Origin of the sequence: Halomonas sp. RT37 (assembly GCF_040070525.1) — a bacterium.
Lineage (GTDB): Bacteria > Pseudomonadota > Gammaproteobacteria > Pseudomonadales > Halomonadaceae > Halomonas > Halomonas litopenaei.
This window is the reverse complement of the sequence record NZ_CP098827.1, coordinates 2,521,466-2,541,418: the sequence shown is the minus strand read 5'-3', so window position 1 is coordinate 2,541,418 and position 19,953 is coordinate 2,521,466. Positions and strand designations below refer to the sequence as shown.

The 19,953-nt window shown below is 66.5% G+C and carries 18 protein-coding genes; 3 read left to right on the top strand and 15 right to left on the bottom strand.

The features are described 5' to 3' along the window. Positions 1 to 321: 321 nt before the first annotated feature. The 10 genes from NFG58_RS10775 to NFG58_RS10730 all read right to left on the bottom strand — a co-directional run bounded on the left by NFG58_RS10775 (position 322) and on the right by NFG58_RS10730 (position 10,101). Positions 322 to 1,062, bottom strand: a complete 741-nt coding sequence (locus NFG58_RS10775) for an ABC transporter permease subunit (RefSeq protein ID WP_348826460.1) — start codon at positions 1,060 to 1,062, stop codon at positions 322 to 324. A 1-nt stretch (position 1,063) separates the two neighbouring features. Further along, the gene (locus NFG58_RS10770; RefSeq protein WP_348826459.1) at positions 1,064 to 1,777 is read right to left on the bottom strand and encodes an ABC transporter permease subunit; all 714 of its coding nucleotides are present in this window, start codon (positions 1,775 to 1,777) and stop codon (positions 1,064 to 1,066) included. A gap of 138 nt (positions 1,778 to 1,915) precedes the next feature. After that, positions 1,916 to 2,758 carry a transporter substrate-binding domain-containing protein gene (locus tag NFG58_RS10765; RefSeq protein ID WP_348826458.1) on the bottom strand — a complete coding sequence of 281 codons (843 nt, stop codon included), beginning with the start codon at positions 2,756 to 2,758 and terminating at the stop codon, positions 1,916 to 1,918. 30 nt (positions 2,759 to 2,788) lie between these two features. Then, the gene (locus tag NFG58_RS10760; RefSeq protein ID WP_108133341.1) at positions 2,789 to 3,601 is read right to left on the bottom strand and encodes an amino acid ABC transporter ATP-binding protein; all 813 of its coding nucleotides are present in this window, start codon (positions 3,599 to 3,601) and stop codon (positions 2,789 to 2,791) included. Between the two features lie 7 nt (positions 3,602 to 3,608). Further along, the gene (locus NFG58_RS10755; RefSeq protein WP_348826457.1) at positions 3,609 to 4,793 is read right to left on the bottom strand and encodes a pyridoxal phosphate-dependent aminotransferase; all 1,185 of its coding nucleotides are present in this window, start codon (positions 4,791 to 4,793) and stop codon (positions 3,609 to 3,611) included. Continuing rightward, positions 4,790 to 5,545, bottom strand: coding sequence for a class II aldolase/adducin family protein (locus NFG58_RS10750; RefSeq protein ID WP_222569465.1), 756 nt, complete (start codon positions 5,543 to 5,545; stop codon positions 4,790 to 4,792). Before NFG58_RS10750 ends, NFG58_RS10755 begins: the two co-directional genes overlap by 4 nt. Next, complete coding sequence (locus NFG58_RS10745) at positions 5,542 to 6,453, bottom strand: ABC transporter substrate-binding protein (protein ID WP_231498688.1); 912 nt, start codon at positions 6,451 to 6,453, stop codon at positions 5,542 to 5,544. Before NFG58_RS10745 ends, NFG58_RS10750 begins: the two co-directional genes overlap by 4 nt. Positions 6,454 to 6,575: 122 nt before the next feature. Then, complete coding sequence (locus NFG58_RS10740; RefSeq protein ID WP_348826456.1) at positions 6,576 to 8,282, bottom strand: 5-guanidino-2-oxopentanoate decarboxylase; 1,707 nt, start codon at positions 8,280 to 8,282, stop codon at positions 6,576 to 6,578. After that, the gene (locus NFG58_RS10735) at positions 8,279 to 8,902 is read right to left on the bottom strand and encodes an HD domain-containing protein (protein ID WP_348828127.1); all 624 of its coding nucleotides are present in this window, start codon (positions 8,900 to 8,902) and stop codon (positions 8,279 to 8,281) included. Before NFG58_RS10735 ends, NFG58_RS10740 begins: the two co-directional genes overlap by 4 nt. Positions 8,903 to 8,919: 17 nt before the next feature. Next, entirely contained in the window at positions 8,920 to 10,101 is a 1,182-nt protein-coding gene (locus NFG58_RS10730) for a TauD/TfdA family dioxygenase (RefSeq protein ID WP_348826455.1), read from the bottom strand. Positions 10,102 to 10,264: 163 nt separating this feature from the next. Here NFG58_RS10730 and NFG58_RS10725 point away from each other — a divergent pair, with 163 nt between their 5' ends. Further along, positions 10,265 to 11,458: a GlxA family transcriptional regulator gene (locus NFG58_RS10725; RefSeq protein WP_348826453.1), complete on the top strand. Its 1,194-nt coding sequence runs from the start codon at positions 10,265 to 10,267 to the stop codon at positions 11,456 to 11,458. A 20-nt stretch (positions 11,459 to 11,478) separates the two neighbouring features. On the opposite strand, the gene NFG58_RS10720 is transcribed toward NFG58_RS10725, so the two are convergent. Beyond that, positions 11,479 to 12,747 carry a TauD/TfdA family dioxygenase gene (locus NFG58_RS10720; protein WP_108450131.1) on the bottom strand — a complete coding sequence of 423 codons (1,269 nt, stop codon included), beginning with the start codon at positions 12,745 to 12,747 and terminating at the stop codon, positions 11,479 to 11,481. Positions 12,748 to 13,044: 297 nt separating this feature from the next. Then, the gene (locus tag NFG58_RS10715) at positions 13,045 to 14,004 is read right to left on the bottom strand and encodes a GlxA family transcriptional regulator (RefSeq protein ID WP_348826451.1); all 960 of its coding nucleotides are present in this window, start codon (positions 14,002 to 14,004) and stop codon (positions 13,045 to 13,047) included. Between the two features lie 277 nt (positions 14,005 to 14,281). On the opposite strand from NFG58_RS10715, the gene NFG58_RS10710 reads away from it, so the two are divergent. Next, a complete protein-coding gene (locus NFG58_RS10710; RefSeq protein ID WP_045994548.1) occupies positions 14,282 to 15,277 on the top strand; it encodes a GlxA family transcriptional regulator in 996 nt (331 codons plus the stop codon). A 12-nt stretch (positions 15,278 to 15,289) separates the two neighbouring features. Here the strand turns inward: NFG58_RS10710 and NFG58_RS10705 are convergent, their stop codons facing one another. Next, positions 15,290 to 15,964, bottom strand: a complete 675-nt coding sequence (locus tag NFG58_RS10705) for a Fe2+-dependent dioxygenase (RefSeq protein ID WP_045994549.1) — start codon at positions 15,962 to 15,964, stop codon at positions 15,290 to 15,292. Positions 15,965 to 16,182: 218 nt separating this feature from the next. On the opposite strand from NFG58_RS10705, the gene NFG58_RS10700 reads away from it, so the two are divergent. Continuing rightward, a complete protein-coding gene (locus tag NFG58_RS10700) occupies positions 16,183 to 17,430 on the top strand; it encodes a hypothetical protein (RefSeq protein ID WP_348826449.1) in 1,248 nt (415 codons plus the stop codon). Between the two features lie 168 nt (positions 17,431 to 17,598). Here NFG58_RS10700 and NFG58_RS10695 read toward each other — a convergent pair whose 3' ends face one another. Together NFG58_RS10695 and NFG58_RS10690 are read right to left on the bottom strand one after the other, a co-directional pair. Further along, a complete protein-coding gene (locus NFG58_RS10695) occupies positions 17,599 to 18,990 on the bottom strand; it encodes a BCCT family transporter (RefSeq protein ID WP_045994800.1) in 1,392 nt (463 codons plus the stop codon). Positions 18,991 to 19,120: 130 nt separating this feature from the next. Further along, complete coding sequence (locus tag NFG58_RS10690) at positions 19,121 to 19,939, bottom strand: alpha/beta hydrolase (protein WP_348826447.1); 819 nt, start codon at positions 19,937 to 19,939, stop codon at positions 19,121 to 19,123. Positions 19,940 to 19,953: the final 14 nt, after the last annotated feature.

Sequence of the window (19,953 nt, the reverse complement as noted above, 5' to 3'; positions counted from 1 at the left end):
GGGCAGGACTATGGTAGGGGACAGTGATCCGATACCTGGCCCTTCACCTGAGGGCTGGCGGCTACCTTTTTCGAGGTAGGGTGGATGCGAAAATAACTTTTCAGCATATAAAGTAAGCTTTGGCACCAAAAATCAACGCAAATCACAGGCGGCCCGCAAAGACGATTACCTGGTTGGCGGGGCGGGCAACCGTGAGCCTGCATCTGGTAGAGGGGCATCGACAGAGGTGTGCCAGCAAATGGTGGTCCATTGCCGGCACAGGAAAGGCGGGAAGGTCACATCGACATGGGCGTCGATGCCGGTGCGGATGGCGAAGCGCCTTTACACCCGACGAGGTTGTCCAAAGGGGCGCCAGGCGCGACGTACCGGTTGTACCCCCGGGAAGTGGTGCTCGACCTGACGCAGGCACAGCGTCAGCACGATGGTCAGCAACAGATAGACGGCGGCGATCAGCAGCAGCGGTTCGTAGGTCAGGAAGGTCTCGTCGCGAATGATGTTGGCCGCCTGGAGCAGATCCATCATGGCGATGGTCGAGACCAGCGGGATCGACTTCAGCAGCAGGATCATCTCGCCGGAGAGGGTGGGCAGACACAACTGTACCGCGCGGGGTAGCCACAGACGCCAGAATACCTGGAACGGACTGAGGCCGAAGGCCCGCCCGGCCTCGCGCTCGCCTGGCGGTACGCTGAGCAGGGCGCCGCGCAGGATCTCGCCGCTGTAGGCGCCGACCGAGAGGGTGAAGGTCAGGGTGGCGTAGAAGAACGGGTCGCGCAGCAAGCCCCAGAAGATGCTGTCCTGGATGCCGGGGATGCCTTCCAGCAGTCGACCCACGCCGTAGTAGAAGAAGAACAGCTGCACCAGCAATGGGGTGCCGCGAATGACCGAGGTCACCGCCGTGGCCGTCCAGGCCAGCGGTCGGGGGCCCCTGATGCGTGCCATGGCCATGCCGACGGCCAGGGTGAGGCCGGCGATGGCCGATACCAGCAGCAGCCACAGGGTATTGATCAGGCCTTCGATGAGGTATTCCTGATAGAAAGGGTCGCTCAACCAGCTGAAGTCCATGTCAGGTCTCCCGGCTCTGGGGCTGTCCACGCCTGACCCGGCGCTCGATCAGCGCGAAGACCAGGTTGGACGACAGCGTCATCATCAGATAGAGCACACCGGCGGCGGCGTAGAACAGAAAATGCGCACGGGTGCTGGCGGCGGCCTGTTGGATGGTGAAGAACAGTTCGCTGTAGCCGATCACGCTGATCAGGGCGGTGTCCTTGATCAGGATCAGCCAGAGGTTCGACATCCCTGGCAGGGCGTTGGGCAGCATCGCCGGCAGGGTGATGTGGAGAAAGCGTGCCCAGGGGGAAAAGCCGAAGGCGTCGGCGGCCTCGAGCTGGCCCTTGGGGATGGCGGAGATGGCGCCGCGGAACACCTCTGTCATGTAGGCGCCCTGGACGAAGGCCAGCACCCCCACGGCGGTGACGAAGCCGTTGATGGCGACCTGTCCGGGCAGGCCCAGGGCGTTGGTCACAGCGGTCAGGGCCTGGGAGCCGGCGTAGTAAAGCAGGATGATCAGCAAAAGCTCCGGCACCGCACGCACGCCGGTGGAATAAGCGCCGCCGATTCCGCGCAGCCAGGCGTGTCGAGACAGCCGGCAGGCGGCTCCGACAAAGCCAAGAAGCACGCCGATGGCGTAGGCCAGGCAGGCGATCTGCAGGGTGGTGAGGGCGCCGTCGAGGATCGGTCCGGCCCAGTCGGCCAGCCCCTCCTGAGAAGCGTTGTTCATGGGGCATTCTCGTCGTGGGTGAAAGTCGCGATGGCAGGGGGCCTGGTGCGCATCCGGCGGCTGTTGCCGGCGTTCGCCCAGGCCCCGGCCTCAGGCAGAAGCGTCGTTCACACGAGCGCAGACATTTTCGTACAGGCCCTAGCCCACGCAGACGTCGGTGCCGAAGTAGCGCTCGGACAGCTCGCTGCAGATGCCCTGCTGATTGACCGCCTCGATGGCGGCGTTGACGTCCTCGGTCAGGGCGTCGTCCTCCTGGCGCAGGCCGATGCCGACGCCTTCACCGTAGGCCTCGTGGTGCGGCGCCGTGGCCTTGATCTCGAAGTCGGCGGCTTCATCGCGTTCGACCAGCTCGGTCATGGCGATCTCGTCGGCCAGGATCAGGTCCAGGCGGCCGGAGAGCAGGTCGCGATTGACCTGTTCGGCTTGGTCGTACAGACGGATGTCGACGCCGCTGTCGCGCAGGGCGCGACGGGCGTAGGTGGCGTTGGTGGTGGCGCTCTGCACCCCCAGCACCTTGCCGTCCAGGCCCTCGGGCGGCTCGATGTCCAGTGAGCGGGCGGCGACGTAGGCACCGGGCGTGAAGTAGTAGGGCGAGCTGAAGTCGATGACTCGCAGGCGCTTCTCGGTGATCGACATGGAGTTCATGATCATGTCGATGCGTCCGGCCTTGAGCGAGGGGATGATACCGCTCCAGCCGGTCGGGGTGATCTCGCACTCACGGCCCATCTGGTCGCAGATGGCCGATGCCAGTTCCACCTCGAAACCGGTCCAGTCACCGTCGGAGGAGGTGTAGGTGAAGGGCGGATAGGGTTCGGCGGAGATGCCGATCTTGAGGGGCTCGCCAGCGTCCTGGTTGGCTGCCTGGTCGGTCGCATGGGCGCTGCCGATGGTGGCGGCGCCGAGGGTCGTGGCGAGCGCGACGCCCAGGGCAAGGCGACGAGCGAGGTCGGCTGACGGGCGCAGGGAATGGGATACGGTCATGGGAACTCCTGGTTGTTGTGTGACTGGCAGTCAAGCTGCGGGGGCGATGAAGCGCCGGCAGCGTTCGTTGTCGCTGTGTTCGAAGATGCGCTCGGGGGGGCCGGCTTCGCCGACGACGCCGCGGTCGAGGAACACGATCTGGTCGGATACCTCCCGGGCGAAGGCCATCTCGTGGGTCACCATCAGCATGGTGCGCCCCTCGTCGGCCAGGCCGCGGATGACCCCCAGCACCTCGTTGACCCTTTCCGGGTCCAGCGCCGAGGTAGGCTCATCGAACAGCAGGATCTCGGGCTCCATGGCCAGCGCTCGGGCGATGGCCACACGCTGCTGCTGGCCACCGGAGAGAAACGCCGGGTAGGCGTCGGCGCGCTCGGCCATGCCGACGCGCTCCAGATAGTGGGCGGCCAGGGCGTTGGCCTTCCTGCGTGAGATTCCCTTGACCCGCACCGGGGCCTCGCTGACGTTGCCGAGCACGGTCAGGTGCGGCCAGAGGTTGAACTGCTGGAATACCATGGAGACCTTGCCGCGCAGGCGTTGCAGTTGATGGCGACTGAGCGGCATGTCGGTGTGGCTGCTGCGGGGGCCCTGCTCGGTGAAGCGGATGCGTTCATCGGCGATGGACAGGCTGCCCTGCTGGGGCCGCTCCAGCAGGTTCATGCAGCGCAGCAGGGTGCTCTTGCCGGAGCCACTGGCGCCGATGATGGTGGTCACAGTGCCTTCGGCGACGCTCAGGGAGACGTCGCGCAGCACGCTGGTGTCCCCGTAGCGCTTAACGAGGTGACGAGCCTCGACCACGGGGGAGGTCGGGCTCAAGTCGTCGCTGGTGGTGACGGATGGTGGCATAGGCGACTCAGGGGCTGGTGACAAGACAGGCATCGGCAAACTCACGAAGCCGTGTTGCGGCGCGACTCAGGCGCTCCGGGGGCTGGGTCAGGCTCAGCCTCACAAAGCCAGCCGCCGAGGGGCCGAAGGCCTCGCCGGACAGCACCGAGATGCCGCATTCGTCGAGCAGGCCATCGGCGAACTCGGCCGATGACAGACCAGTGGCGCGGATGTCGACCATCACGAACATGCCGGCGTCCGGGCAGATCGCCTTGACCGAGTCGGCGCCGTCGAGGGCGCGGCAGACGCTGTCGCGGCGCTCGCGGTAGGCGGCGTGCATGGTGGCAAGCTCGGGGAGGTCGCTGTCGAGCGCGGTGATCGCCGCGTCCTGGATAAAGTCCGGGCAGCCGTACAGCATGCACAGCGCCAGATTGTCCAGGTGCTCGATCAGCGCCTCGGGCGCGACCACCCAGCCCAGCCGCCAGCCGGTCATGGCGTGGGACTTGGACAGGCTAGAGATCACCACGCTGCGATTGGCCATGTCGGGCAGCGCCAGCGGGCTGTGGTGCTCGCCCTCGAAGATCAGCTCGGCGTAGACCTCGTCGGAGATCAGCCAGAGGTCATGGCGGTGACACAGCTCGGCGATCTGCTCCCACTGCTGCCGGGTCATCGACTGGCCGGTGGGGTTGTGGGGGCTGTTGAGCAGGATCGCCCGGGTGTTGTCGGTGATCGCGGCGGCGATATCGGCCACGTCGAGTCGAAAGCCGGCCTCTGGCCGCAGCGGCACTCGGGCCAGTCGTGCACCGGTCGACTGGATCACCGCCTCGTAGGTGACGTAGCTTGGCTCCGGCACGATCACCTCGTCGCCTGGATCGAGCAGGCACTGGGCGGTGGCGTAGAGCCCGCACTGGGCGCCGGCCATCACGATCAGCCGCTCGGGGGAGACCTCGACACCCTGATGGCGACGATAGTGGCGGCTGATGGCTTCGCGCAGTTCACCCTTGCCCTGGACGTCGGCATAGTGGGTCGCGCCGCGGTCGAGGCTTTGCTTGGCCGCCTCGATGATCGGGGCGGGGGTGGTGAAGTCGGGATCGCCCACCGACAGTACGGTGATGTCTTCACCGCTGGCCTGGCGCTTCAGCGCACGCACATGGATGTCCCAGGCCGCGGCGCCTTCGCCGGCGATGCGTTGGGTCAGGGCGGAGACTTTCATGGTGAAGGGTCCTTGTTGTCGGAAGCGGCGGGAGCATCGATGCCGAGGCGGCGCAGTTCCGCCCGCCAGGCAAGCTCGGTGCCCTGGGGGCTCGCGGCCCAGTCGTCGTACTGGCGGGCGACCTTTTCGCAAAGCTCAGGACTGGCGCTGACCAGCGCCGCCCCGGTGGCCTGGGCCGCGAGCTGGGCCTGGCAGGAGCGCTCCAGGTCGCGCATGCGCAGAAAGGCGTCGCCGACGCTTTCGCCGACCACCAGCAGGCCGTGCTGGCGCAGGATCATGCTCATGTGCTCGCCGAGGTCACGCACCAGCCGTTCGCGCTCGTCCAGGTCGAGGGCGATGCCCTCGTAGTCGTGATAGCCGATGCGCCGATAGAACTGCATCGCCCACTGGTTCAGCGGTGCGAGGCCCTGCTCGAGGCAGGACACGGCGACCCCGGCAACGCTGTGGGAGTGCAGTACACAGTGGGCGTCGGGACGCGCCGCGTGGATGGCGCTGTGGATGGTAAAGCCGGCCGGGTTGATGCCGAGGCCGGTGGGATCGTCGAGCACCTGGCCGTGCTCGTCGACAGTCACCAGAGAGTCGGCGGTGACCTCCTCGAAGCGCAGACCGAAGGCATTGAGCAGGAAACGCCCCGGGGCGACTCGTGCCGAGATATGGGTCGAGATGCCGTCATCCATGCCATCCATGGCCATCAGCCGGTAGGCGGCGGCCAGGTCGCGGCGGATGCGCTGCTGGCGGCTGTCTTCGCTCACAGGCTCGCCTCCAGGGCGGCCAGGGCGTCATCGCCGTCGCGGGTGGTGACGCCTTCGAGGAAGGCAGCGCGCTTGTCGGGATGCTGCTCGAGCCACTCTCGGGCGACCTCATCGAGGTCACGCTCCTCGAGGCTGAAGGCCTTGATGAACTCGCTCTGCTCATGCGCGCTGAACACGAACTGGTCGAGCAGTCGGGTCAGGTTGGGATTGGCCTCGGCGAACTCGCTGGCGACGATGGTCTTGACGTCGCTGCGGCCGTTGTCGGGGCCGAACACGCCTTCGCTGTCGTCGAGAATGTGCACGTCGTACTCGGGGATCATCCAGTGAGGCGTCCAGCCGTAGAAGACGATCCAGCGTTGTTCGTTCACCGCCGCCTTGACCTCACTCAGCATTCCCGGGGTCGAGGAGGACATGACCTCCCAGTCACCGAGCCCGTGGGTGTCGCTGTCGATGGCGGCGTGGATGAAGTCGGTCACGGTGGAGCCGCTTTCGATCGAGTAGAAGGTGTGCTCGAAACGCTCGGCGTTCTGCGCCTCGCCCAACTGGGAAGCGTCGGTGATACCGGCCTCGGCCACGTAGCCGGGCACGGCGAATCCCATGCGCGCGCCGGTCACGTTGTTGCCTAGATCGACGATGGCGTCCGCCGCCATGGCGGCGTCGTAGCTTTCCTGCTGGGCCGGCAGCCAGCCGGCCAGAAAGGCGTCGCTGTCGCCGGTGGTCAGGGTCTTGTAGCCCACCGTGGAGCTGAGCTCCTGGCGTTCGACCTGGTAGCCCAGGGGCGCGACGAGCTGCGCCAGGATCTCGCTCTTGACGGTGACCCCGGGCCAGGGCGGGACGACCAGGCTCAGCTCATCGTCGCGGTCAGCGGCCTGGGCGGAGGCGGCGGCAAGGCCGAGCGCGGCTGCCAGGGCGATGGAACGGGGCTTGTGCGAGAAACATCGAGTCACGGGGAACTCCTTCGTTATTTTATGGATGCATAAGTGATGCATGGTCGGGACGCCGTCGATCCGCTCGGTGCCGGCGTCCTGCCTCAGTGTTCGAGCTGGCGACACCAGGCCAGGGCGTCGATCTCGACGATCAGCGGTGAACCGGCATCATTCAGGCTTGAAAGCGCCGACGCCAGGTCGTCGGCGCTGGCGGCCTGACGATAGCGGCAGTCGAAGGCCTGGGCGAGAGCAGCGAAGTTCGGAGGCGCCAGATCGACACCCACGTGAGCCACACCGTCGGCGCTCATGTAACGGCGTATCTCGTCGTAGCCGTCGTTGTTCCAGATCAGGATCGCCAAGGGCCTTGCCAGGGCGGTGTCGGCGCAGGCCGCATCGCTCGAATCACGGTCGATTGCCCCCTGCTCGGCGCGAGCGCGGTCGGCCTCCAGGGCGATATCCCGGGCGGTGGCTAGCTCTCCCAGCACGAACTGCAGGCCGCCGTCGCCGACCAGCGCCACCACCGGCAGATCCGGTCGTGCCAGCCCCGCGCCCAGGGCCGCAGGCAGGCCGTAGCCCAGGGTGCCGAAGCCGGTGGCGGCGTTGAACCAGCGACGTGGCGCCGGGCGCCTGGCCACCACGTTGCCGGCGTACACCGGGCCGGTGGAGTCGCCGACGATGATCGCCTCGGGCAGCACCTCGTCGAGGGTGGCAAACAGCGGCCGATACCGCGCGAGCTCCGGGTCATCGGCGAGGGCCAGCTCGTGGCGCACGCGCTCGCAGCGCTCGCGACCGCCCTCTCGTTGCGGCCGGCCTTCATCTTCGCCGCGTTCCAGTGCGACCAGCAGGGCCTCGGCGGTCAGCCCGATATCGGCCACCAGGGCCAGGTCGGCGATGTGACTGCGCGCCAGCTGCTCGGCGTCCAGATCGACTCGGATCAGGCTGCCCTCGAGCTTGAAACTGTCGTCGAACACCAGGTCGTAGTCGGTTTCGCCGAGTTCGGTGCCAAGGGCCAGGATGACGTCGGCCTGCCGGGCCAGTCGGCGTGTCGCCGGCAGGCTGGCGGTGGCGCCCAGGTCCAGCGGATGGTCGGCACCGAGCAGCCCGCGGGCATTGATGGTGGTCAGGGTGGGGGCGTCCAGGTGTTCGACCAGGGCGGTGACGCTGGTGGCGGCGGCGCAGGCGCCACCTCCCACCAGTACCAGCGGGCGCTGTGCCTCGCCCAGCAGTCGGCTGGCGGCCGCGACGGCCTGGGGCGCTGGCGCCGGGGGAAAGACGCGCATCGCCGCAGGCATCGGTGCCTTGACCGGGGCGGCGAACAGATCGATGGGGATCTCGATATGCACCGGCCCCGGGCGTGCGCCCTGGAACACGGCGAAGGCGCGGGCCAGCACTTCGGGCAGCGCCTCGGGATCGAGCAGGGTATGGCTGAAGCGCGCCACCCCGGCCAGGGTCTGGCCCTGATGGGGCATCTCGTGGAGACGGCCCTGGCCGCGCCCAAGCGTCGACACGGTATTGACGCTGGAAATCACCAGCATCGGCACCGAATCGGCCAGCGCCTGGCCCATGGCGGTGGCGATATTGGTCATGCCCGGGCCCGTGATGATGAAGCAGGCGGCGGGTCGCCCGCTGGCCCGGGCGTAGCCGTCGGCCATGAAACCGGCGCCCTGTTCGTGGCGTGGCGTGACGTGGCGAAGTCGCGAATGCTCAAGGCCCCGGTACAGCTCGACGGTGTGCACGCCGGGAATGCCGAAGACGGTGTCGATTCCCTGGGCCTCGAGCAGCTCGATCAGGCGCTGGGCGCAGGTGGTCATCGGCAGGCCTCCTGGGCATTCGCCTGGGGCTCGGGGCTCGAGTCGCTGTCCTCCACCACGCTCGGCAGGCCGCCGAAGGGTTCGCGGCCCATGACGTTTTCGATCATCGGCAGGAAGGCGTCCAGTGGCAGGGTGTCGTAGTCGGGGTCGAAGCTGGTCTGGTCCCAGTCGTCGCAGAAGCGCACCGTGCGGGCGTAGGCCGGGTGGTCGCGATAGGCCTCACGGGCGTGGCGATCCTGGCCGAAGAAGTGGCGGTAGTGGTAGCCCTGAAACAGCTCGTGGTGACGGATCATCCAGACATTGAGCGGGTCGACGAAAGGCTCGAGGATGGCGGCGGCGATCTCGGCGTGATTGGCCGGGGCCAGGTCGTCGCCGATGTCGTGGAGCAGGGCACAGACCACGGTCTCTTCATCGGCGCCGTCACGCAGCGCGCGGGTGGCGGTCTGCAGACAGTGCTCGTAGCGGTCCACCGGATAGCCGTGGGTGTCGCCCTTGAGTCGCTCCAGGTGGGCGAGCACACGACGGCAGGCGTCGCTCTGGTAGGCACGAAAGTGCCGGTCGATCAGGCGCCACTCGTCGGCGGTGCTCTGGTCAAAGCGCGCGAAGCGGGCCTGGGTCAGTGCGAGATCGCTGGTGCTCATGCGCTGGCCCCCTGGGTGGTTCGTGGGAGGTTGTCGGCGGTACGGGCTTCCGAGTCGTGTGCGGGCTTGAGCCGATCCTTCAGCAACAGGCGTCGACTGGCGGTGCTGTCGCGATCCACGTAGCCCTGGCGCAGGTGGCGTACGCCGCCTTCGAGCTGGAAGGCGGTACGCCCGTGCAGCAGGCGGTAGTTGTCCATGATCAGCATCTCGCCAGGGGACAGCTTGAGTTCGAGGGTAAGCTCGGACGAGCGAATCAGTTGGTAGAAGGCCTTGCGGGCGGCGTAGTAGCGACGCAGCAGGGCGCTGTCCATCAGGTCGATACGCTCGGTGCGGTTGGAGTAGCGTACCCGCGTCACCTCGCCCCGGGCGTCGAGCTCGATCAGCGGACCTTCGCTCTCCAGACGGGTGGTCTCGTCGTGGTAGCGAAAGCGCGGGGTCACCTCGGTCAGGCAGGCGAAGGCGTCGGGATCCTGCTGACGCAGGCGTCGAGCGGCCTCGAAGCCGTCCACCAGGGTGCTGTCGCCACCATCGGCGGCGTTGGTCAGACAGTGCAGCCAGATGTAACCGGGGATCGGATCGCGATAGGGGTTGTCGGTGTGCGGCTCGAGGCCACGCTGGGTCATGGTCAGGTCGTAGGCGTTGGCCACCGACTTGACGTCGGCGATGCCGCCCCAGTTGGTCCGGCGCAGCGGGCCGATACGGTCGATCAGCGGCTGCATGCCGTCTTCGCTGACCGGTACATCCGTGACGCGCACGAAACCGAAGCGATGTAGCTGGTCGAGCAGATCGAGCAGCGCCGGATCGCTTTCCAGTGCTTGCTCGAAGCTGGCCTTCGGGGGTGTGGCGAGCGTCGAGTCCCAATACACCCGTGAGGCGTTGTCATCCAAGCGCTGGCAGCGCACGGCATCCTCGAGCTCGTCGATCGTGATGCTGCCTCGATGGCCATCGGAGAAGGCCACGACCAGCCGCTCATCCTGGACGTCTGCCTGGGTGAGGGTCAGATCCAGCGGTAGTTCGGCGGCCTCGATCAGACGCTGCCCGGTCTGGGGGTCCAGGGTCTCGGCATCGGGCAGGCGTTCGCGCAGCCACAAGGCATCAAGACGGTGATGCCCTTCACCAAGGGTCAGCGCCAGTTGGCGGCCGTCATCGGTCAGTTGCGGGGGCGTCTGCTGGGTCATCGTCGAGGCTCTCTCCGGATTCGATCGGTCTGGCGTTGTAAAAGGTTCACCAGGTCGAGGAAGGGCGGTTCGACACCTGGCGTCGCTGTCTGGGCTACAGGTTACTGTGCTATTTGGGATACAATTTGATCAAATTCGCCATAGGATTGATAAAATTCGCCCCATGTCGGACGTTGATCACCACCTGCACAGTGACGTAGACAGCCACGCCAACAGCCACGCCAACCGCCGTGCCAACCGCTCGGAAGACAGCGAGGCCCGCTGGCCCGACAGCCATCCCTATCCGCGTCCGGACTCGCCGCCGCTGTTGTCGCCCGACCAGGCCGAACACACCCTGGACGTGTGGCTGGTGCCCAAGTTTTCGATGCTGACGCTGTTCTGCCTGCTCGAGCCGCTCCGGGTGGCCAACCGTTTTGGTCGGGATCTGTTTGCCTGGCGCCTGCTGTCCGCCGATGGCGAGGCGGTGACGGCCAGCAATGGCGTACGCATCGACGTCGATGGACGTCTATCGGAGGTTACCGAGGCCGACTGGTACCAGGGGCTGGCGTCCAAGGGGCGTCTGATGGTGGTGTCGTCCTATGAGCCGGAAGCCTGTATCGGTGCCGAGGATCTGGCGCTGCTCAAGCGACTGGCGGCCCATGGCGTCTGGCATGGGGGGGTGGACACCGCCCCCTTTATCCTGGCCAGGGCGGGCGTACTGGAGGGCTATCCGGTGGCGCTGCACTGGGAAAGCGTGCCGGCCTTTCGCGAGGAGTTCCCTGAGCTGGAAGTGCGAGCGGACAGCTACGTCTGGGAAGGCGGACGTCTCACCGGCTCCGGCGGCGCCGCCAGCATCGACATGATGCTCGAGTGGATCGTGACCCTTTATGGTCCTTCGCTGGCCGAGGCGGTGGGGCGACAGATCGTGCATTCGCGGCCAGCGGAGGCGAGGGGAGCCGCAACATCGCAGCAAGCAGCAGGGAGGGCTGGGGCCAGCACCGGCTGGGTAGCGGATCGGGCTTCGCCCAGGGAGCTGCCGCGTGGGGTGCTGCGCGCACTGGCGGTAATGGAGGCCAATCTCGCCCAGGCGCTGCCGATTCCCGACGTCTGTCGTCTGGCGGGCCTGTCCCAGCGCCAGTTGACCCGGCTATTCGTGCAGGAGTTCGGCGAGACGCCCAAGCAGTGCTATCTGAACATGCGGCTGGACCAGGCCCAGCGCATTCTGGCCGACAGTCGCATTGCGGTGACCGAGGCCGCGGTGGCGGTGGGCTTCAGCCACCTGGCGCACTTCTCCAGGGCCTACCGCAAGCGCTTTGGCGAGGCGCCGAGCGTGACCGCCCGGCGTGGGCTGCGGCCACCGGCGTCGGCGGAAGGCTAGCCGGTGGCCTTGCATCGCTGCTAGGCCTGTCCGGCCTCGCCCAGTTCCCGCTCGCGGCGACGGCGCTGGACGATGCGATAGCGCGAGCGCACCTCATCGCGCTCGAGGTAGCAGCCCTGCAGCCAGCGGTGGCCGGAGTCGCCTTCAAAGGCGTCACGAGCGTGCAACAGGCGGCGATTGTCGAAGATCACCAGGTCGCCGGGGGCGTAGGTGAAGCGCAGGGCGAAGCGGGGCTCGCGCAGGCGCTGCTGGAGCGCCATCAGTGCCCGGTAGGCCTCCTCGACCTGGTCGAAATCGGTCATCAGCGGGCCGCGCAGGAAGTCGGCGATGCGCACCTCGAGCAGTTGCTGCTGTTCATCGAGCACGATCATCGGCGAGTGCCAGACGTAGTCGGTGGTCTTGGCGGTATTGGCGTAGCGCCAGTGGACGCGAGTCAGGGTAGCGAAGGCCTCGGGGTCTTCCTCGCGCAGGGCCTCGGCCACCGCGAAACCATCGAGCATTACCGCCTGGCCGCCGGCCACGCTGTTCTCGAGACAGTGCAGGAACTGAAGACCGGGATGGTACTCGCGGGTCGGCAGGTCCACGTGGGGCGGCAGGGCAATCGAGGTGTAGGCGTTGGAGTCCGGGTCCGGCTTGGCGCGAACGTTGAACAGGGTGCCGAAGTTGGTGGCCCGCAACGGCCCGAAGCGCTCGGCGATGTTCTCCAGGGTGCCGGGCTCGGTGGGCAGGCCGCGCAGCCGCACGAGGCCGTGGCGCAGCAGCGCGTCGAGCGCCGGGGCCAGGATCGTCTCTTCTTCGGGGCTGTCGGCCTGGGTCGCGGTCCAGCCGCCGGCGTCCAGGGTGACCGGTTCCTTGTCCTGGCCGCCGAGCCAGGTCTCGACCGGTACCAGCGGCGCCAGCGGATCTTCGGTGTTGTCGTAGTCGTGGGCTCTCAGCCAGCCGGGGTGAAAGCGCAGGCTGCGCTGTTCCGGCGTCATCAGCAGTTCGACGGCGCCGCTGGCGTCCAGCGTCGCTTGGGCAATTTCCGGCCAGGCGTCCAGGCTCGACAGATCGAGGATGCGCTCCCTTGTCGCTGGATTGATGGTGCTGTCGTCGGCGGCGTTTTCGCGCAGCCAGACGCTGTGATAGCGGCTGACACGGCCGTCCTGCCAGTTCACGGTCAGCACCCTTGGCGTCGAGGCAACGCTTGCGATGGGCACCTCGATCGGCCAGGCGTCATAGTCCGGGGTGCGCGGTAGATCGACCGAGGCGGACTGCTGGTGTTCGCTGGTGTGCTGTGGCTGGTTCATCGGGACTCCGTCGAAGCTGGGACGGGCGCGTGGTGCGTCACGGATGGCAGCGCCCGCGCTGTGCGTCATGGATGGCAGCGCCGACTGGCGCTCAAGTGGGGACCAGCTTGCCTGTCAGGCAGCACCGAAGTCGTGCATAAATCGACAGGTATCGTGCAGAATCCGACATTCAATGCGTGCTGTGGTTTTCACGTTGCTGTCAAAGGAGGCGTCGTCTTGGCTCCCGGGGGCTGGCGCCGAGTTGTTGTCGACTGCGGGCGAAAGGCGCGGGTGAAGCTCGAAGATGGTAGGCCAGTGTTAAAGGAGCCGTCGTCTTAGCTCCCGGGGGCTGGCGCCGTGGTGCTGGCGAAAGGCGCGGGTGAAGCTCGAGGCGGACGCGAAGCCGCTGGCCAGCGCGATGTCCATGACGCCGTGACGGGTGCTGGTCACCAGATGGTGGGCCAGCGCCAGGCGGCGCTCCAGATACAGCCGACTCGGGGTACGGGCCAGGTGGTGCTGACAGTCGCGCTCGAGCTGACGCTCCGACAGGCCGATCTGGACGGCCAGTTCGGCGATGGCCAAGGGGGATTCCAGGTGGCTGTCCATCAGGCCGATGACCCTGGTCAGGCGTTCGGGCAGTCGCTCGAATTCGCTGGCGTCACGCTGGCGACTGGCCGGCAGGCGACGATGGTCGTGCACCAGTTGCTGCTTGACCCGCCGGGTCAGGGCATCGCCGTGGCGGCGGCGGATGGTGTCCAGCGCAAGGTCAATGGAGGCGCTGGCGCCGGCGCCGTAGAAGCCGACCGGGCCGACCTCGTAGAGCGACTCCACCGCTTCGATGTCGGGATGGCGACGGCGAAACTCGGGCAGGCTTTCCCAGTGCAAGGTCACGGTGTCCTCGATCAGCCCGGCGTCGGCCAGGCAGAAGACACCGGTGTCCAGCGCCCCCAGACAGGCGCCCTGGTCCCGGCGCTGCGTCAGCCAGTCTTTGAGCGGCTGGTCCACCGCGGCCATCGGCTCGAAGCTTGCGCACACCGCCAGACTAGGGAGCCAGGGGGCATTGTCCAGGTCATGCTCGACGCTCAGGGGAATGCCGTTGCTGGCGGTGACCGGCTCGCCGTCGCGGCTGATCAGGTGCCAGCGAAACAGCGGCTGTCCGGCCAGACGATTGGCGATTCGCAAGGGGTCGATGGCCGAGAACAGCGCCACCATGGAGAAACGCGGCAGCAGCAGAAAGCCGATGGGTTCCGGGACAGGGCCCTGGTAGGTCAGACGCATGGTGGCCTCATGGATGGCGGGGGCGGGACGGCGCTGGCCGCGCCAGGATCGGTGGTTCGGGTATCGGCGCACCAGCGACAGCGGATTCACGATCGGCCCGGTCCACACCGCGCTGCAAGGGTGCCACCGTCGTGCGCTGCCCTCAACTCAGGGCGCAGGCGAGACACGGCCAGCCAGGAGGCGCGGCCCCACTCTACTCAGCCTTTCGACGTTATCGTCGATATCCTCATGCTATGCTGCGCCGCAGTCACGGGCGTCGGTAAGGAGGCGGACAGCGATGGTAGAGCTCAGTGGTCAACGCCTGGAGGCGAGCGCCGGTGAAATCGAGCAGGCCGAACAGCGGCTGGGTTTTCTGCTGCTGCCGCAGTTCTCGATGATGGCGTTTTTCTCGGCGGTGGAGCCGCTGCGCATCGCCAACCGCATCGCCGGTCGCGCTCTTTATGACTGGACGCTGATCGGGCTGGGCGGAGGGCCGGTGACCGCCAGCAACGGCATGACCCTGCTGGTGGACCACCCCATGGAAGACGTCCGCAATCTGCCGTGGCTGGCGGTATGCAGCGGCTTCGATCCGGAATTGTGGATCGGCCACGGGCTCAGCGCCTGGCTCAACCGGCTCGACCAGGGTGGCTGCTGCATCGGCGCGCTGGACACCGGCGCGGTGGTGCTGGCGGAGGCCGGCTTGCTCAGGGGGCATACGGTGACCCTGCACTGGGAGACGCTGCCCACCTTCAACGAACGCTATCCCTCGATTCGCACCTGCGACGAGCTGTTCCTGCTGGAGGAGCGGCGCTTCTTCTGTGCCGGCGGCGCGGCGGCCATGGACATGACCCTGGAGATGATCGCCCGTCGCCACGGCATGGCGCTGGCGGTGGACGTGTCCGAACAATTGATTCACGACCGCCTGCGCTCGCGCACCGACCAGCAGCGAATGAGCCTGGTCAGGCGTCTTGGCACCCACCAGCCGCGGCTGGTCGATGCGGTAGCGCTGATGGAGTCGCACCTGGAAACGCCCCTGCCGCTGGCCGAGATCGCGCGCCGCAGCCGCGTGTCGAGTCGCCAGCTACAGCGCTTGTTTGCCGATGTGCTGGGCACCTCTCCCAGTGCCTACTACCTGTCGCTGCGCCTCAAACGTGCCGCCCAATTGCTCAAGGATACCGACCTCGATGTGCTGGCGATCGGGCTCAGCTGTGGATTCGGCTCGGCGTCGAGTTTCAGTCGCGCCTTCCGCAGGGCGTTCGGAACCGCGCCGCAGGCCTTTCGACACCACGGCTGACCGGCACTCAAGTCAGATCTCGGCCCACATCCGCAGGAGATTGGCCAGGCTCTTGGAGATGCTGTCGAACTCGGCGGTCTTGCCGTCGCGCTCGAAGATCTGGCGGCGAGTGGTGTCGAGGTCGAACAGCACTTCACGTTGTTCAGGATGGCGTACCTGGCTCTGCAGCCAGCCCACCGCGGCCAGTCGTTGCCCCTGGGTGACCGGGTCGACGCGATGCAGCGTCGAGGACGGGTACAGGATCATCGAACCCGCCGGCAGCTTGAAGCGCTGTTCGCCCTGGGTGGTCTCGGTGACCAGCTCTCCGCCCTCGTAGCTGTCCGGATCCCCAAGGAAGATGGTGAAGGACAGGTCGGTGCGCATCGGCCCCTGGGGGGTGGGCATCACCGCGTCGTCGACGTGATTGCCGTAGGTCATGCCTTGCTGGTAGCGACTGAACATGACCGGCTTCATTCGGCGCGGGCGCGCGGCGATCTGGAACAGGGTGTGTGCGGAGAGGGTCTGCATGACCTCGTCACGCAGGGCGGCGATGGCGGGCTCCTGGCTGCTCGCCTGCTGATTGCGCTTGACCGTGCGCGCATGCCAGCCGGCGGTCTCCCGTCCGTCACGAAAGTCGCTGGCGTCCAGTGTCTGGCGAATACGCTGGAGCTGGTCGTCGGTCAGCACCTTGTCGATACACAGAATCATCGGAGGCTCCCGCAAATGGCCGTCAGTATACCCGACTGTTAATCGTTTGCATTACACTTCGTGACACGCCAGTCTAGTGGGCAGGCACCTGATGGTTTGACTGGCGCAGACATTGCCAGATCGGACATGGGTTTGCGGCAAGTGGACCCTGGTTCCATCGAGCGCGAGCCCTGAACAAGAAATTGGCCCCAAGTAGACGTAGAAGGAAGGAGCACCCCATGACGCAAGAGACCCGTACCAAGCTGTGGATTGGCGTTGGCGCCAGCATCCTGCTCGGATCCAGCGCCGCCTGGGCCGACCATCACGGCGATGGCGACGATATGCACAAGGACGACACTGCCTACGAACAGAGCCACGGCGGTGAAGGTGGCGAAGGTGGTGAAGCCGGCCACGGTGGCGAAGGTGGCGAGAAGGGCCACGGCGGCGAAGGCGGTGAAGGTGGTGAAGCCGGCCACGGCGGTGAAGGTGGCGAAGGTGGCGAGAACGGCCACGGCGGCGAAGTCGGCGAGCACGGCCACGGTGGTGAAGGTGGCGAAGGTGGTGAAGGTGGCGAAGGTGGTGAATCTGGCCACGGTGGTGAAGGTGGCGAGCACGGCCACGGCGGCGAAGGCGGTGAAGGCGGTGAAAGTGCCTCCCTCGCCAGCGATCCCTATGCGGTCTTTGCCTATCTGACGGCGTCTTCCGGTGGTGAAGGTGGCGAAGGCGGCGAAGGCGGTGAAGGCGGCGAAGGCGGTGAAGGTGGCGAAGGCGGTGAAGGTGGCGAAGGTGGCGAAGGCGGTGAAGGCGGTGAAGGCGGTGAAGGCGGCGAAGGTGGCGAAGGTGGCCACGTCGACGCGGCCAACCCTGGCGTCTACACCACTGAGCTCGCGCTGATGCTCGGCCACCTTGAGGTCGCCAAGGAGCTCTACACCGAGGGGGCCAAGACCGCGTCCTATCCCCACTTTGGCCATCCCTACCATGAGGTGTACCCGGGCATCGCGCCTGCGCTGGAAAGCCGTGGCATCGACGCTTTCGATACTGAGCTGGAAGCCTTCTCCGGCAAGGTGCAGCAGGGCGGTGACTGGAGCGAGGTCGAACAGGATTACGCATCGCTTCGCGAGACCATCCTCTCGGCCATGGCCGACGTCGACGATGGCCTCGAGCAGGATGCGGGCTTTCAGGCCAAGGTCCAGCTGGCGCTGTTGAAGACCGCGCTGCACGAGTACGAAGAAGCCGTGGATGACGGCGAGTTCAAGAACGTGGTCGAGTATCAGGACGGTCGTGGCTTTGTGCTGACCGCCCGGGAGTCGCTGGAGCGCCACGCCGACATGTTCCGTCAGGCGGGTGCCTACGATGCCCTGGTCGAGGGCTACGACGGGCTGCTCGAGGCCTGGCCGACGGCCAAGGCGCCGGAGTCTCCGGTGATGACGGTAGGCGAGCTGTCGGCGGCGATGTTCCCGCTGGAGGCCGAATTGGGCAAGTTCTGATGGAACTGCCCTTGAGCTAGCATCCCAGAGCTAGCGTGAAGGGGCCGGCGTCTGCCGACGCTAGCCCCTGGACGTAAGTCCGCCAACCACACCTGGTCATGACGCAGACAGGGCCTGTTTACAGGCCCTGTCTGCGTTGGTCGTTGGGGTGGCACTCGACAATGCGGCTCAGGAGTCCTGGCCCTGCCTGTCGCTCAGATCATCGTGTCTGCCTCGGATGCGCACCAGGAAGGCGGCGACCAGGGCGAAGATTCCGAAGGCGACAGGCACGGCGGCGACCGAGATCAGGGTCAGAATGACCTTGAAGATGTCGCCTTCCAGCCAGTTGATCACCACCGCCAGGGCGGCCATGGCAACGATCCAGAAGGCTCGTGAGCGGCGCACCGTCAGCATCTCGCAGACCAGTCCCGCCGAGTCGGCGCTGGTGACGAAGAACAGCAGGATGTTGAGCGCCAGGACGGCCGACAGCACGCCATGGCTGTCGAGGGTCGCCATCAGGGCGAAGACGTCCTCGGAGCCGGTCTCGAGTCCGCCGAGGCCGAAGGTGGTAAACCACAGGCAGGAGAACAGACTCGGCACCAGCATCACCCCCAGTACCAGCTGGCGCAGGGTGCGGCCCTTCGAGATACGCGCGATGAATACGCCGGTGAACACAAACCAGCCGTACCAGGCGGCTTCGAAGGCGTACAGCCAGTCCGCCAGCCAGGCCTTGTGCTCGGGATCGCCGAGGCCGATATCGGTCGCCATCGCCGGGTACTTCACCAGGTATTCCGGCAACAGTCGGGTGAAGGTGCCGAGGATGTCCAGCGGTGAGGTCAGTACGAAGACGCTGACCATCAGAAACAGGGCGAACAGCGTGTTGTAGTTGCTCAGCCACTTGATGCCACGCTGGAGTCCCGAGGCGCTGGAGGCGATCGCGAACAGCGACAGCACCAGGATGATCAGGGTGGGGCTGGCGTCGATGCCGAAGAACTGCTCGAGGCTCTGTTTGAGCGGATCGGTGGCGTAGGAGAAGGTCAGCGACAGGCCGATGACGGTAGATACCACCAGGCTGACCAGGTTGAGCTTGCTGAGAAAGCCGCCACCAAGCAGCGTCTCGGCGGGCTTGTCGATGTTCAGGTTGTACATGGCGTGAGCGAAGATCACGCCGATCGCCAGATAGCCGGCCCAGGCCAGCAGGCCCCAGTGGTTGAAGGCGTACAGCAGGGCCTGGTCGGTGCTGTGGCCGGCATCGACGTGGTAGCGCGGTTCCAGCACGCCCCAGGTCACCAGGCCGATGCCCATGCCGGTGGCGAACAGCATGCCGAGCCAGGCCAGGGTGGAGAATTCGGGATCTCCCTGGCCGAACCTGAGCCGCCCCAGGGGGGTGAACATCAGCACGGTAAAGACGATGGAGGCGGCGAAGGCCGGGTAGGTGAAGATGAAGCCGAAGTTGCCGATGACGTTGACCTTGATGGCGTCAAGCAGCGTCTGGAAGGGGCCTGGGGCGAGGGCGGCAAAGGAGATCAGGGCGATGACGGTGGCCACGGTGGCGACCGAAGTGGTGATGTTCTGGTTCATTGGCGTCTCGTTGTCGTTTTGGAGGGGCGGGCGGTCGGCGGTGTCCTCGGTTGGGCAGGGTAAAGGCGACGAAAATGTGCTGGATAGTCGATTCAAGCACTTGAAAAACAAGGCATTTATAGAAAAGACTCTAGTCAAGATGTGCGGCAAGCGCACGGCAGAATGCTCGCCAGGCAGCCTCCATGGCAGGCAGTGACGAGCGCGCGTGCAGGGCGCCGTGCAACATGCCCTCGGCCATATGCACACCGACCTGGTGGTGGCAGCGGCGCCATTCATCCAGTGTTGCCAGCAAGGGGGGCGTCAGCGGGTCATGCTCCACGGCGAGGCACTCGATGGCCCGGCTGGCGGGCAGGTCGTCGCGGATTCGGCGAGCCTGTTCGGCGATCATTGACCAGGCCGCCAACACGTCCTGCCGGCTGAGCAGCGGCGCGTCCGGTCCGAGGCTTGTGTCGCTTGGCGTGCCGAGCAGCGGGTAGACCAGGCCCAGGGGGCTGTCGTCGGCAGCACGCCTGGCGGCGTCCAGCACCAGCCGGGCACCGGCGCTGTCGCCGACCAGGGCAACCGGCGCAAGCCGCCGACGGACCACCTCGACGTCGTCGAGCAGCGCGAGATAGCACGCCTCAGGCATCAGCCGGTAGTTCAGGCTGACGACCTCTCGCCCGAGGGCCTGGGCAAGACCGGCGGCGACACCTTGGTGGCTCTCTACCGAACCGATGGTGAAGCCGCCGCCGTGGGCGTAGAGCACGACGCCTTCGGCGCCGAGGTGCGGTCGATAGCGGCGCACGCCGACGCCGTCGATGACCTCGTCGGTAACTGCGATCGTGGCCGGTACGGGGCCGGCGAAGCTGGCGCAGAGCTCGTCGTAGTGGCGCCTCGCCTGGTTCATCGGCATCGTCGCCATGGCGTCGAGCCCGGCCTGGAAACGTTCGGCGAAGTCATCGATGGTCATGGTCTGGTGTTCCC

Coding starts and splice junctions, on each gene's coding strand:
- NFG58_RS10755 (WP_348826457.1), bottom strand. CDS start 4,793: ATGAAAGTCTCCGCCCTGACCCAACGCATCGCCGGCGAAGGCGCCGCG.
- NFG58_RS10740 (WP_348826456.1), bottom strand. CDS start 8,282: ATGACCACCTGCGCCCAGCGCCTGATCGAGCTGCTCGAGGCCCAGGGA.
- NFG58_RS10760 (WP_108133341.1), bottom strand. CDS start 3,601: ATGCCACCATCCGTCACCACCAGCGACGACTTGAGCCCGACCTCCCCC.
- NFG58_RS10725 (WP_348826453.1), top strand. CDS start 10,265: ATGTCGGACGTTGATCACCACCTGCACAGTGACGTAGACAGCCACGCC.
- NFG58_RS10690 (WP_348826447.1), bottom strand. CDS start 19,939: ATGACCATCGATGACTTCGCCGAACGTTTCCAGGCCGGGCTCGACGCC.
- NFG58_RS10730 (WP_348826455.1), bottom strand. CDS start 10,101: ATGACCCAGCAGACGCCCCCGCAACTGACCGATGACGGCCGCCAACTG.
- NFG58_RS10705 (WP_045994549.1), bottom strand. CDS start 15,964: ATGATTCTGTGTATCGACAAGGTGCTGACCGACGACCAGCTCCAGCGT.
- NFG58_RS10765 (WP_348826458.1), bottom strand. CDS start 2,758: ATGACCGTATCCCATTCCCTGCGCCCGTCAGCCGACCTCGCTCGTCGC.
- NFG58_RS10695 (WP_045994800.1), bottom strand. CDS start 18,990: ATGAACCAGAACATCACCACTTCGGTCGCCACCGTGGCCACCGTCATC.
- NFG58_RS10715 (WP_348826451.1), bottom strand. CDS start 14,004: ATGCGTCTGACCTACCAGGGCCCTGTCCCGGAACCCATCGGCTTTCTG.
- NFG58_RS10700 (WP_348826449.1), top strand. CDS start 16,183: ATGACGCAAGAGACCCGTACCAAGCTGTGGATTGGCGTTGGCGCCAGC.
- NFG58_RS10775 (WP_348826460.1), bottom strand. CDS start 1,062: ATGGACTTCAGCTGGTTGAGCGACCCTTTCTATCAGGAATACCTCATC.
- NFG58_RS10770 (WP_348826459.1), bottom strand. CDS start 1,777: ATGAACAACGCTTCTCAGGAGGGGCTGGCCGACTGGGCCGGACCGATC.
- NFG58_RS10710 (WP_045994548.1), top strand. CDS start 14,282: ATGGTAGAGCTCAGTGGTCAACGCCTGGAGGCGAGCGCCGGTGAAATC.
- NFG58_RS10720 (WP_108450131.1), bottom strand. CDS start 12,747: ATGAACCAGCCACAGCACACCAGCGAACACCAGCAGTCCGCCTCGGTC.